Raw genomic sequence first — 12,098 nt, 5'->3', positions numbered from 1 at the left:
ATGAGCGAGCAGAACGCGACACTCCCGCTGGACTCCGCGCACGCCGGGCAGCTCGCGGCGCAGACGCTGCCGTTCGCGCCCGAGGGCGCGAGCGGCGGGATGGGCGGGGTCGTGTGCGCCTCGCTGACGCCGGCGGCCTCGGCGACGGCGGCGCGGGCGGCGGTCGATTCGGTCGCGTGGCGCCACGAGGGCGCGCTCCGGTTGACCGTCGTCGTCAAGGCCAGCTTCTCGATCGACGCATCGCCGATGGCGCCGGCCGACGCGGTGGAGCCGATCCACGCGAAGGACGTGCACCACCGCGGCGGGCCGATGACGCACGTGACCGCGGCGAGCGATCGGGTGCCCTACCGCCAGTACGTGGACGTGACCGCCCTCGGCCACGCGTGCGCGCCGGGCGGCCGCCCCGTCGCCGAGATGACCGCGCGGTTCGCCCTCGTGCAGCGCGGCGCGCCGGGCGTCGACAAGGCGGTGCGGGTCGTCGGCCGCCGCAAGAAGGCCGGGGACGCGCCGGAGCCGTTCGCGCGGCTGCCGATCACCTACGAGCGCGCCGCCGGCGGGCTCGACGCGCCGGACAACCCGGTGGGCTGCAGCGAGGACGACGGCGAGCTGCCGAACGTGCTCGATCCGGCGGATCCGCGGCGGCCCGCCGGCTTCGGGCCGATCGCGGCGGTGTGGCCGGCGCGCAGCCGGCGGCTCGCGGCGGGCGCGCGCGCGGGGCTCGACGCCCAGGTGATGGAGGTGCCGAGCGGCGTCGACTGGTCGTACTTCCAGTGCGCGCCGCGGGACCAGCGGGTCAGCGCGCTGCAGGCCGACGCGGTCGTCGTGCTCGAGGGGTTCCACGCGGAGCGCCCGCGCCTCCAGAGCGCGCTGCCGGACGCGCGCGTCGCCGGGGCGGTGTACGGCCTCGACGACGCCGACCCCGACGCGCCGAGGCGGCTCGCGTTCCACGCCGACGGCCTGCACGTGGACGCCGATCGCCTGCTGTGCACGATCACGTGGCGCGCCCACGTCGAGCTGCGCGACCTCGCGCAGCGCGAGCGCCTGATGGTCGTCGCCGGCGTGGGCGTCGGGAGCGCCCCGGCGGTGCCGCCGCGTCGCCCGCCCCGCCCGAGCCCCGCGGCGGCCGCGCCGTCGCGTCCCGGCGATCCGCGCCGGCCCGCCGCGGGCGCGGGCGGCACGCTGGCGGTCGACGAGGCGCGCGCGCCGGAGAGCGCCGCGGCGCCCTCGATGCCGGCCGTGGCGCCCATGCCGCGCGGCCCGATGCCAGCGCCGACCGCCGCGGCGCCCGCGCCGGCCGCCGTGGCAGCGCCCGCGCCGGCCGCCGTGGCAGCGCCCGCGCCGGCCGTGGCGCCCCCGGAGGAGCCGGTCCCGATCGAGCGCTACGCCGCCGTCGCCGCGGAGCTCGCCGACAAGGGCGCGGTGCGCAGCGAGGTGCTCTCCGCGCATGACCTCGACGAGCCCACCTGGCGGAAGGCCGAGCGGCGCTTTCGCGACGCCCTGGAGCGCGAGCTGAAGCGCGGCGAGCGCGCCCTGCGCGAGCGCTTCGACGACGCCTACGTCGACGCCTGGGAGCGGCGCCACCCGGACCGGTTCGGCGTCGCAGCGTACGCTCGCCTCCTCGGCGCCGAGCGGCGCGGCACGCTCACGCTGGAGATCGCCGACCAGGGGCTCGACGCCTCGCTCGGCATGCGGCTCAAGCGCGTGTGGCAGCGGCGCGTCGCCTCCAGCGCCGCGCTCGCGGAGCAGATCGAGCGCGCGCTCGCCGCGCTGTGATGTCTCGCATCGCCGGCGGTCCGCGAGCGTGCCGCGCCGCTCGGCCCGAAGCCGCTTCATGACCGCGTAGGCCCAGACGTCCGAGGGGTGGCTGCGCGCCAGGGAATGGGCGCGCTGCCAACGAGCGTTCGCGGCGTGGGCCGCGCGCACCGATTGGCCCCCCGTCGATCCCCTGAAAGTGAAGCGAGAATGTCCGCGACCGGCCGCGCGCGTCATCGCTTGCTCGCGACGTCCTGAACATCGCGCGCGTGCCGCGGGGAGCGCGACGCGCTTGCTCGCGACGTCTGGCCGCGGCCATGTGCACGGATTTATCGTAGGACGACGGTCTCTCCTGTATCCTCGTGCCTCCTTCTTGAGGCAAACGCGAGACACGACCAGATGCCCCTCAGAGCAAGAGCCTATGACCGCAGCACGTCGTCGTTTGAGGACAACCCGTACCCTCCTCGCCCAGATCATTTCCTCGACGGTACTATCCCAAACCGGATGCACGATCTTCGACGAAATACCAGCACCGACGTGCATGGATCCATCACCACACTGTAAAGCGCTGTGTGTGCAGGGACCTGGATTCCCTCAGACATTCGGCTGCGAGAGGACGACACCGCTACAAGTCCGATTCCACGGGATACTAAGCACGAAGACGTGCACTCAATGGCGCGAGTCACTACCACCCAGCAACGGTACCAGTATAACCATTACCCCTCAAGATGTTGGAATAACGCCGACTAAGAAGGATCCCTGCCACTTCTAGCTCGTACCATCCTGGAGACCTATTCCCATCACACCGACTAGCATTTAAGCAACGATTGTCATCGCCGCCGCCCGCAACGTTGGACACATGGGAACATCGCCGAAACCGACAACGTGGATTGTATCTGGATCCATCGCAGCCGCCGCGTTGGTGGCATACAATCTGGGAAGAACCTCGACAGAGAGCGATAACCAGCCTCAATCGCACCAGGACGCCGCCAGCAAGGACAACCCCGATCTCCGGTCAAGTCTGAGCGCTGCCCAGAAAAGGCTGGCGAACTGCGAAAAGTCCCTTCAGCGTCGCGACCACCATCCTCTGATGGGAGAGAAAAAGCCCCTCACCAGCGAAGACATCCCCATACCTCCACCCGAGCGAGAGCTTTCGAAGCAATGCATCGCTGCGATGCAAGCGAAGGAGCTGACGATGGCGGGCGCGAACTGCAAGAACTTCAGGGGACATTTCGATGCATACAAGATGATACTGGGCAGCAGCACGCTCGACTGCGAAACCGTCTTAAGTATTCGAGGTCTCGCCCGGACACAATACAATATTTGTACTCTCATTATACAAGTCAACAAGGAGATCGATAAGCAAGGCGCAGCGATCGATCCCGTTGCCGCTGACGCGGTGCAGGATGCCTATGCAATCAAGGGCGAACACGGCGACGTTAACGATATTGATGCGCTGGTGAAGAACCCAGCGTGTATTGCCCGCATGCAGACCGAATGAATCGAACTTATTTCACGACGACGTTTGTGTCGCGGGAGCCATCGCCACGCTGGTCGAACAGGCCAGGGACGCCGTTCTCGCGCACGCCATCCGGACTTCAACCCGCAACGTTCGACGCATGGGAACATCACCGAAACCGACGGCATGGATTGGATTTGGGGCCATCGCCATCGCCGTGCTGGCGGCGGCATACGGCCTGGGAAGAATCTCGGCAAAGGGCGACGACCAGCCTCACTCGCACCAGGCCGTCACCAGCAAGGACGATCCTGATCTTCGGTCAGCCCTGAGCGCCGCCCGGAAGAGGTTGGCCAACTGCGAAAAGACCCTCCAGCATCGAGACCACCACCTTCAGAAGAGAGAGGGAAAGCCCCACACCACCGAAGACAACCCCACGCCTTCACCTCAGCCAGAATCTACGGAGCAGTGCGTCATCGCATCGCGAGCGAAGGAGCTGAAGTGGATGGCCGCGAACTGCCGGGACTTCAGGTGGCAATTCAACGCATACGAGGAAATACTGGGCAGCAGTACGCTCGACTGCGGCACCGTTTTGAGCATTCGAGATCTGGCCCAAACGCAATACTCGATTTGTGCCGCCGTCGTAAGATCCTTCGAGGATACGTCGCAGCCAGATGTTGCGAGCGATATTCTCGGAATCGACGCAATGGAAAGCGCCTATATGACCAAAAGCGAGTACGGCGACGTCGACGTCGATGAGCTGGTGAAGAACCCAGAGTGCATAGCCCGCATGCAGGCCAAATGACTCGAACCTATTTCGATCCGCCGTTCGTCTCGCGCGATCCGTCGACCCGCCGTTCGAGCAGGCCAGGGCAGCCATTGTTGCGCACGCTATCAGGGCTTGGAGCGTTCTCCCTTGCCGCTCTGGCATCAGCGCAAGAGCAACGGCCTCCAGAAAAATTCCAATGGGACGGCCTCTACCTCAACGGGATTGTTCAGACGAAGCTCCCCCATTTTGCAAGGCTCGGATTCACGTATGGCGGCGGAACAGCTCCGGGGGCTGTCCATACAGTCATGGTGAGCTTCGGGCAGACCGCGAGCCCCACCCAAGAGCTCAACATCGGATATTTCGTAGGCATTGGGATGGGCAAGGAGAGTGTATCGACGATCGAAGACAAGCAATTGGGGATCCATGCCACGTTCGAAGCCGGACCGTTCCGGGCGAGCGCGGCCACGAGCCTTCAACTCTACAAATTGATCGGAGCCGTTCTTCCCATGTTCACCACGACCTTGAGGCCACAGGGGACCCTCGTCCGGACCACGCACGTCGATCTGTTCCTCGGCGGAGACGTGTATTCCCTCAATTTTAACGTCCAGCTCGGTATCACATGCGGATTACGATTCAAGGACATAAGAATCTTCGATCGAAGCATGGATGGGCTCCTGTCGATCACGGAGATGAACGCTTGGACCAGCGTTCCAACGCATGGAATCATCTGGGCGGCCTACGTCGAACCGCGCCTCGGGATCGTCGTCGACCTGGAGCCCGACAAGGGAGAGAAGCGCGACCGGATCCGTGAGTATGGGCAGCTTTGACCAATCGCGCCAGGGACGCCGCTCGCCTTGCCGCTCTCGCTCAGGCTAGTTGCGACGCGGCGCTCAGGGCGCCTCGCCCTCGCCGCCTTCCACCGCGCCGCTCGCGACCGCCTCCGCCTCCTCTTCCAGCGCCTCGTCGACGGCTTGCGCCGAGGGGGCCCGCGCGAGCAGGCGCGGCGTGATCGACTCGAAATCGTCGCCGTGGAAGTAATACCCCACCTTCCGGAGCGCCGGGTGCCGCCGCACGAGCAGCGTCCACAGCCGATCCCTCGCGTCCTCGGCCGCGGTCTTGTCCTTCTTCTTGACCACCACCCGGGCTCCGGCCGGGGTCACGTTCTCGAGCAGCCACTCGCTCGTCCGCCGGAGCCCCTCGATCTCCTCCCGCGTGAACGGGTGGAGCCCCTTAAGCGCGTCCGCGTGCTGCGTGAACAGCGCCGCGAGCTCCATTCCATCCCGCGCCATGTCGTATTTCCCCGAGCCGGCCCGGATCTTCGCGACGCGCTCCGCGTCGAGGAGGCCGCGCCGGGCGAAGAGCTCCGCCTGAATCAGGAGATCTTCGCGCGGCCCGCCGATCTCCTTCAGCGCCTTCTGGATCTGCTTCGGGCCCGCCGCCCGGGGCAGCGCCTCGCGCGCGGCGAACAGGAGCGCCCGGGCGAGGTCCGGCAGCGCTAGGAGCTCGTCGACCGCGATCCTGGGCAGGTGCTCGCGCACCGCCTTCACCTGCTCCTTCGTGCCGAGCGCCGCCGCCACGCCGCGCTTCACGTTGACCAGCACGAGGCGCGGATCGGCGCGGCACGCCTGCACCTCCCCAAGCGGGAGCCCCGCCCCGATCGCCCGGTAGTGCGTGTACAGGGCCTGGTAGCTCCGGGCCCCCTCCTCCGCCCTGGCCTGCGCCGCGGACTTCTCGGGTCGGGTCTTGGGTTTCGCCATGGTCGCCGACGCTACCAGGCTCGACCAGGAGCCAGGAAGCACTCCGGCGCTGGACCTCGAGGCACGAAATCATGCACCGCTGCCTGCGCCGGAAGGCGCGCGACCGCCGGAGGAGACGATTTTGTATGACAAACTACACAAATCCCTCCTCTCGGGGCCACTCATGTATGACAGCTCACTCCGAAGTCCGGCAGAACAGCCTGATCTGCCTAATTTTTTGCTTCGGGCCGCGCTCCCGGAGCCACGTCCGTCTACGTTCTCACGCCTGGGTGCGGCCCGGCAGGCCCTGGTTTATGGCCGTCCCTACCGGGTGGCTTTCGGCTCACCATCGTGTGCAAGGCGACCTACCCGCTCACCCGCGGCGTCGCGAGACTGGCCGCTCCGGACCAACCCGAGTCGCGCTGCCGATGAACCCCACACTCGACCTCCGCGACCCCCATGTATCCTACGCTTACACGACCGCTGTCCGGCTCCTCAGCCTGGACAGGGTGACGCCTTTCTGGCCCGAGCTCGGGCTCCGGATCGACGACGTCGAGGCGGTGAAGACGGCCGCGCGTCGCTGCGTCCGGGCGGAGATCGCGATCGAGGCGCTGGACGACGATGAGCGGGACTATGACGGCATGATCGCGGTGCACATCGAGGCGTTCCTCGCCGACGTGGAGCGCGCCCAGGGCACGGCTGCTGCGGCGCAGGTTCGCGCCTGGATCGAGGAGCGCTTCTTCGTCCTCGGACAGGAGCCGGGCTGGCGGACGATGTGGCACGTGCTCGTCGCGTGGCTGCCGCACCGCACGGAGCACCGCGTCGCGAGCTTCGGCCTGCCGCTCGGCAAGGTCGCCAAGCTCGTCGAGATCGCCCGAGCGTGGGCGGACACCGCGGACGCGCTGGATCGGCGCATCGGCGAGGCGGACGCGCTCCCGCTGGAGGGATGGGACGCCGAGGCGTACGCGGCTTACCGCGCCGATGACCCCGACCTGAGCCCCCTCACCGGGCTGTCGCTGCACCTGGCCGCGGTCGAGTTCGAGCGCACCTGGGGGGCGATTCAGCGGCTGCTCGGCCCGGCGGAGATGGACGCGCTCGAGCGCTGGGGTCAGGCGGAGGTCCTGGCTCACATGGATTCGATCTCGCACCACTCGGCACGGATCCCGCCAGAAGGCCGCTGCCTGTCATGAGCACGACGCTCGCCGTACCTCCGGGCCCGCCGCGGTGAGGCCAGGCGCCGAGCTCACCGCCGAGGCGCGCCGGCGTGGTCGCCTAAGCGCGCGCCGTCGGCCGGAAGCGGGCGAGCACGGAGAGGGGCACGTCGGGCAGCGGCGGAGGCACGGCCTTGCCCAGCGCGAGGAGGTTCAGCGTCTCCTCGGTGAAGTGCCCCGCGAACTCGCGCCGCCGCGCTGTCAGCCACGCGTCGATGGAGGCGGCGCCCTCTTCGCGCGCCGCCTGGATGTCGGCGATCTCGTCGGCGTCGAGGGGCGTCGTGGCGAGGAAGTCCTGCACCGTCTTGAGGATCTCGTGGAACCGCGTGAGCTCGGTCTGGATGCCCTCCGCGACGAGGGCAGCCCACGTGGCCCGGTACGAGGGGATCGGCACCTCGGCGAGGTGCTCGATGCCCTGGACGAAGGCCTTGGCGCGCCACGTCCGGCTCGGTCGCTCGAAGGATGCGCCGAGGTAGTCCTCGAGCTCGTCGCGGTCGTCGGCGTCAGCCACCTCGGCGGCCGCCGAGAGCGCCCGAGGTCGCCACCGGTTCACGAACCGGTCGAGCTCCGCCACGAGGTCGGGCAGGTCGGGGTCGCGCGGAGGCCGCAACGAGCGCCATCGACGCCACTCCCCGAACGAGCGCTCCCCCCCGACGAGGCTCGCGCGATAGACGCCTTCGGCATGCATCTCCGGCGTGTACCCCGCGAGGAGCGCGCGCGTCTGGACCTCCGGGAGACCCACGACGTAAAGGAACGCGCAGATGCGCCTGAGCTGCTCGTCCGCCGACGGGCAGAGCGCGGGCAGCGCGAGATCGCGGAGTAGGGTGTTCGGGGCGGGCAAGGAGGCCATGATCCTACGAGGAGATTATGGAGCTCGCCTCGCCGCAACCGCCAGCGCGACATCGTGCTCTCGCTTCGTGCGGGCGCTCCGAGCCCGTCGCGCGCGATGGAATCACCGCCGGAGCAGCGTCTCCGCCCCCGCCTGCGAGCTGCCCAGGCTGGCCCATCGCCCCGTGAGCTGCCTGCCCTCGATCGCATAGCTCACCACGCCGACCGGCTGCCCCGGCGACCAGCCCACCACGAGCTGGTCTCCCGCGCGGAGGCCCACCCCCTTGAGCGCGCCGGTGCTCAGCGTCCACGTCACCGCGTACGTGTCGCCCGTGCGCGCGATGGCGACCGTCCCCTGCCGGCTCCCCTCGACGATGCGGTAGCTGCCGGTCAGCCCCTCGGGCCCCTGCAGCGTCTCGGCCTCGATCTGGCCGGGCCGATCGCTCGCGATCCACTGCCCGCGCAGGCGATCGCCCTCGATGCGGTAGGCGGCCGCGCCGTACGGGCCGCCGCTCGCCCAGCCCACGGCGAGGGTCTGCCCCTGCAAGAACGCGATCCCCTCGTAGCCGGCGCCCTTCGTGATGATCCAGGCGATGCGGTACGTGTCCCCGCTCCGCGACAGGAGGACGTTGCCCGCATAGCTGCCCTGCCCGCCCGGGTTGCGCGACGCGGTGATGTCGTACGTGCCGGCCAGGTCGACGTCGCCGGCCGTCGCGGCGCCCGGGGGCCGGGCCGGCGGCGTCGGGGCGCCGCCGGGGGCCGCGCCGGCGCTGCCCGCGCTGCCGTACGGCGGCGGCAGGGCCTCGGGCTCGGTCGCGCGCAGGCGCGCGACGAGCACGACGCCGCCGACGGCGAGGGCGGCGACGGCGAGCAGCCCGCCGCCGGCGATCGCGAGCAGCAGGCCCCAGGGCGCCCTGCGCGCCGGTCGGGCCGGGACCGGCACCAGGGTGCCGCCGGCCACGCCGCCGACGCCGGTGCCGACGAGCGTCGGGTAGACCGCGCCCGTGGTCGCCGGCGGGGCCGGCGCGAACGGCCCGGGCAGCGGGGCCGCGGGCCGGTGGGCGGCCGCGGCGAGCACGGGATCGAGCGCGGCCATGGCCTGCGCGGCGTCGGCGAAGCGAGCGCGGGCGTCGCGCGCGACGCACCGGGCGAACCAGGCGTCGAAGCCCGCCGGGATCAGGTGCGGGCAGCCGAGGCGCGCGGCGCGGGCGGACGCCGGCTCCAGCGGGACGAACAGCACCTCGCGCATCAGCGACATGACCGAGGCGCTGGGCCCGCGGCTCGGCTCGAGCCAGTACATGCGCCCCGTGAGCACCGTGAAGGCGAGCAGCCCGAGCGCCCAGACGTCCGACGCCGGGGTGACGTGCTGCGACGCCTCGGTCTGCTCCGGCGCCATCCAGAGCGGCGTCCCGACCGACGCGGTCAGCGCCGTGGTGGCGCGCGCCTCGGCCACGATCTTCGCGACGCCGAAGTCGAGCACCTTCACCTTGAAGCGGACGTTCTGCTGCCGCGGCCGCGCGATGAAGACGTTCTCGGGCTTGATGTCGCGGTGCACCACGCCCGCGCGGTGCGCCGCCGCGAGCGCGTGGCACAGCTGCCCCATCAGCTCGCGGACCTCGTCGGGCGGCAGCGCGCCGCGCTGCGCGATCACGGTCGACAGATCGGCCCCGTCGAGCAGCTCCATCGCGAGCCACGGGGTCTGCGTCGCCGGCTCGACGCCGGCCGCGACCACCTCCACCACGTGGTCGCTCTCGATGCGCGCCCCCACCCTCGCCTCCTGCTCGAAGCGCTCGCGGAACCGCGGGTCCTGCGCGAGCTGCGCGTGCATCAGCTTCACCGCGCGCTGCTTGCCCGTGGAGATCTGCTCGGCCACGAGCACGGCGCCCATGCCCCCCTGGCTCAGGGGACGGACGATGCGGAAATCGCCCCCGAGGACGGCGCCGGGGGCGAGCGGTGCGGCTGTCGTGAGGTCGACCATGGCGAGAGGGAAGCCTCCGGGCGGCGTCGCGGGCGACGCGCCCCCGTAGCCTATCCCCGGACGCCCGACCGAGGGGCGCCGCAAAGCGCCCGGCGCCGCCGCCCGAAGGGTCGGGTCCCGGTCGCGCCGGGCGCGATCGGCCCCCGGCCCGCTCGAGCTGCACCACGATCTGGTTCGTCGCGCTCAGACGGACCGGATAGGTCTTGAGCCCCGGCCCGCCGTTCAGGGCCTCTCCCGCTTCCTCTGCATGGCTCAGATCTCCGCCAGGCCGATGTCGATCGTCGCGAGGCCGCGCGTCCCTTCGGGCGCGCCGACGAACAGCTCCAGCACGCTCTCCGGGTGGATGTCCTCGACGATGACGAGCTGCACGTGGATCGCCCCCTTGGCGCCGATCGGGAAGTAGCGCATCGGGTGGCCATCGCGCTTGAGCAGCAGGTAGATGAGCTCGGACGTGGAGTTGCCCGCGCGCAGGTAGATGAGCTGCGCGCGCTTGTCTCGCGGGACGGTGTACCCGATCGCGGGACGGAGGGGGACCGGCCGCTCCAGGCCCTGCCCCTCGAACCCGTAGACACCCTGTATGAACCTCGGTGTTTCCAATGTGGCCTCCCGGGCGAGTCGCCGGACGGGCGCGCGCCGCCGTCGGACGGGCGCACGCCGCGTGGGACGCGATGCAATTGCACCGCAGTCGTACAGCGCAGCCGGTTTCGAGCGGACGCTGCGGGCGACGCGATTCCGTGTAGGCCCAGTTTCCAGGGTGTTTCGGACGTCGTTGTCCACTTCGTCTTCATCCCGCTCTTGCAGCGCCGCAGAGGTCCTCGCGGTAGGGCCCGGCTCGGTGGTGGCCGCATCGAGGTCAAGGAGCGATCGGGGCCGCCGTCGCTGCCTGGAGCGGGCCGCTGGGCGGATCCGTCGTCTCGGCGGGGGCACCTGGAGGCCGGGTGCCGTGCACCAGGGCCTGCCGGGAGGCGTCCAGGAGCAAGAAAGTAGACAGACCTGGCTCCGGGAGCGCGGCCGGAAGCGAGAAATCAGGCAGAGCAGGCTGTTTTGCCGGACCTCGGTGTGGGCTGGCACCCACGATGGGCTGCGAGACGAGGGGGGAGGCGTGGCTTGGGATACAAACCTGCCTCCTCGGGCGGTCGCGCGCCTTCCCGCGCAGGCCGGGGTGCCTGAGCGGACGCGCTCAAGGGGCTCCACCCGTTCACGACGGAGGAGATCGAGGAGCTCCGGCGGACGAGCGAGTGGCTGCTCGAGAACCTGACCCCGGCCGGAGCCCGGGTGGACGGGCGCTCGGCCTCGCGCGGGTCGAGCGCCCTTGGCTGAACGATGCGCGCGAGCGCTGGTGGGCCGGGTCCTCAGCTGCATCGCGATCAGCCTGAGCGGTCTTGCGCTGTTCGCGCGATTACGCACCTTGCACATCATCTCGTGCTCGCCACCTGACCGCGAGGCAGACGCGCGACGAAACGGAGCGCGAGCGTCAGGAACTCGATGGATCGGTGGTAGACGTCGAGGTTTTCATGATCGAGGAGAGCCATGCTCTCGATTCGTCGCGGGAGGTCGCGCAGTTGCGTGAAAAGGGACGGTTCCGGTTGGAACGAGGTCGAAACGGAGCGCGCACGAGCACGCGCACGCGCACGAGCACGAGGAGGCAAGACGCAGACGGAAGACGGAAGAGGGAAGACGGATTCGACGCGTTCGGCGTCCCGGGTGGTGAACGGTTACGATCCATCTTCTCGTCCAGCCGCCCGATCCTCAGGCTGCCGTCTGGCCCTGTCGCCACGACCTCCGCCGACTTGCTGCCGCGTGCGGGTACTCGTGCACGTGGTCGCGGATCCCGCCGGTGATGGTCACCTCTGTGAGATGGTCGAGAACAGCGGTCAGCCGCAGCGGCCCGCGCTGCTGGTTTTGCCGGGGATGAACGACGACGTCGAGGAATACGACAACCGGGTCGTGCCCGTTCGCATCCTGTGAGGGAAAGCAGCTCAGGGGGCCAGCAGGAGCACCTTGGTCTGGCTCGGGGTGACGCGCACGCCGGAGCCGTTGGTCACGTTCTGCTGGCTCATGCTGGTGAGGCGCGTGGCCGGCATGCCGTCGAACAGCACGGTGGACGCGCCCGTGACCGGGCGCGCGGCGCCGCCCACGGTGCCCGAGGAGACGCCGGCGACTCCGGCGTTGTTGCCGTCGCTGAGGGGGACCTTGGTGGCCATGTTGTGCGCGGGCATGCCCTGGAGGAAGACGTTGCCGGCGGGCGGGACGCCCTGGGCGCCGTGGGCGGTGTTTGCATACGGCACCGGCGCCATGGCGGGCGGGGTCAAGAGCACGTCGGGGAAGGCGGAGTCGATGCCTCCCGCTTGTGTATTAGCGAACATGA

General features: G+C 69.8%; 10 protein-coding genes. 5 read left to right on the top strand and 5 right to left on the bottom strand.

Features of this window, described 5'->3' with window-relative positions; genetic code table 11:
• The 4 genes from WME98_RS45880 (at position 1) to WME98_RS45865 (ending at position 4,804) form a co-directional block, all read left to right on the top strand.
• Positions 1 to 1,773 carry a DUF2169 family type VI secretion system accessory protein gene (locus tag WME98_RS45880; RefSeq protein ID WP_437947944.1) on the top strand — a complete coding sequence of 591 codons (1,773 nt, stop codon included), beginning with the start codon at positions 1 to 3 and terminating at the stop codon, positions 1,771 to 1,773.
• Positions 1,774 to 2,611: 838 nt separating this feature from the next.
• A complete protein-coding gene (locus WME98_RS45875; RefSeq protein ID WP_437947943.1) occupies positions 2,612 to 3,253 on the top strand; it encodes a hypothetical protein in 642 nt (213 codons plus the stop codon).
• Positions 3,254 to 3,371: 118 nt separating this feature from the next.
• Positions 3,372 to 4,013, top strand: a complete 642-nt coding sequence (locus tag WME98_RS45870) for a hypothetical protein (protein ID WP_437947942.1) — start codon at positions 3,372 to 3,374, stop codon at positions 4,011 to 4,013.
• On the top strand, positions 4,010 to 4,804 hold the full coding sequence (locus WME98_RS45865; RefSeq protein WP_437947941.1) for a hypothetical protein: 795 nt from the start codon (positions 4,010 to 4,012) through the stop codon (positions 4,802 to 4,804). The genes WME98_RS45870 and WME98_RS45865 overlap by 4 nt, the downstream gene beginning before the upstream one ends.
• Positions 4,805 to 4,867: 63 nt before the next feature.
• Here the strand turns inward: WME98_RS45865 and WME98_RS45860 are convergent, their stop codons facing one another.
• Positions 4,868 to 5,734 (bottom strand): hypothetical protein, encoded by an 867-nt coding sequence (locus WME98_RS45860; protein WP_437947940.1) that lies wholly within the window; start codon positions 5,732 to 5,734, stop codon positions 4,868 to 4,870.
• A gap of 407 nt (positions 5,735 to 6,141) precedes the next feature.
• On the opposite strand from WME98_RS45860, the gene WME98_RS45855 reads away from it, so the two are divergent.
• On the top strand, positions 6,142 to 6,903 hold the full coding sequence (locus WME98_RS45855; RefSeq protein ID WP_437947939.1) for a hypothetical protein: 762 nt from the start codon (positions 6,142 to 6,144) through the stop codon (positions 6,901 to 6,903).
• A gap of 82 nt (positions 6,904 to 6,985) precedes the next feature.
• Here the strand turns inward: WME98_RS45855 and WME98_RS45850 are convergent, their stop codons facing one another.
• The 4 genes from WME98_RS45850 to WME98_RS45835 all read right to left on the bottom strand — a co-directional run bounded on the left by WME98_RS45850 (position 6,986) and on the right by WME98_RS45835 (position 12,096).
• Entirely contained in the window at positions 6,986 to 7,774 is a 789-nt protein-coding gene (locus tag WME98_RS45850; RefSeq protein ID WP_437947938.1) for a hypothetical protein, read from the bottom strand.
• 102 nt (positions 7,775 to 7,876) lie between these two features.
• Positions 7,877 to 9,730 (bottom strand): serine/threonine-protein kinase, encoded by a 1,854-nt coding sequence (locus tag WME98_RS45845; protein ID WP_437947937.1) that lies wholly within the window; start codon positions 9,728 to 9,730, stop codon positions 7,877 to 7,879.
• Positions 9,731 to 9,982: 252 nt separating this feature from the next.
• Positions 9,983 to 10,327 (bottom strand): molybdopterin oxidoreductase, encoded by a 345-nt coding sequence (locus WME98_RS45840; protein WP_437947936.1) that lies wholly within the window; start codon positions 10,325 to 10,327, stop codon positions 9,983 to 9,985.
• A gap of 1,382 nt (positions 10,328 to 11,709) precedes the next feature.
• The gene (locus tag WME98_RS45835) at positions 11,710 to 12,096 is read right to left on the bottom strand and encodes a DUF4150 domain-containing protein (RefSeq protein WP_437947935.1); all 387 of its coding nucleotides are present in this window, start codon (positions 12,094 to 12,096) and stop codon (positions 11,710 to 11,712) included.
• Positions 12,097 to 12,098 lie beyond the last annotated feature (2 nt).

This window comes from Sorangium sp. So ce296 (genome assembly GCF_051529605.1).
Taxonomy (GTDB): Bacteria; Myxococcota_A; Polyangia; order Polyangiales; family Polyangiaceae; genus Sorangium; species Sorangium cellulosum_D.
The sequence above is the reverse complement of the archived record's forward strand: the minus strand, read 5'-3'. Positions and strand labels throughout refer to the sequence as shown.

Excerpts from the sequence above, each read along its gene's own strand:
- WME98_RS45880 (WP_437947944.1), top strand. The coding sequence starts at position 1 with ATGAGCGAGCAGAACGCGACACTCCCGCTGGACTCCGCGCACGCCGGG.
- WME98_RS45875 (WP_437947943.1), top strand. The coding sequence starts at position 2,612 with ATGGGAACATCGCCGAAACCGACAACGTGGATTGTATCTGGATCCATC.
- WME98_RS45870 (WP_437947942.1), top strand. The coding sequence starts at position 3,372 with ATGGGAACATCACCGAAACCGACGGCATGGATTGGATTTGGGGCCATC.
- WME98_RS45865 (WP_437947941.1), top strand. The coding sequence starts at position 4,010 with ATGACTCGAACCTATTTCGATCCGCCGTTCGTCTCGCGCGATCCGTCG.
- WME98_RS45860 (WP_437947940.1), bottom strand. The coding sequence starts at position 5,734 with ATGGCGAAACCCAAGACCCGACCCGAGAAGTCCGCGGCGCAGGCCAGG.
- WME98_RS45855 (WP_437947939.1), top strand. The coding sequence starts at position 6,142 with ATGAACCCCACACTCGACCTCCGCGACCCCCATGTATCCTACGCTTAC.
- WME98_RS45850 (WP_437947938.1), bottom strand. The coding sequence starts at position 7,774 with ATGGCCTCCTTGCCCGCCCCGAACACCCTACTCCGCGATCTCGCGCTG.
- WME98_RS45845 (WP_437947937.1), bottom strand. The coding sequence starts at position 9,730 with ATGGTCGACCTCACGACAGCCGCACCGCTCGCCCCCGGCGCCGTCCTC.
- WME98_RS45835 (WP_437947935.1), bottom strand. The coding sequence starts at position 12,096 with ATGTTCGCTAATACACAAGCGGGAGGCATCGACTCCGCCTTCCCCGAC.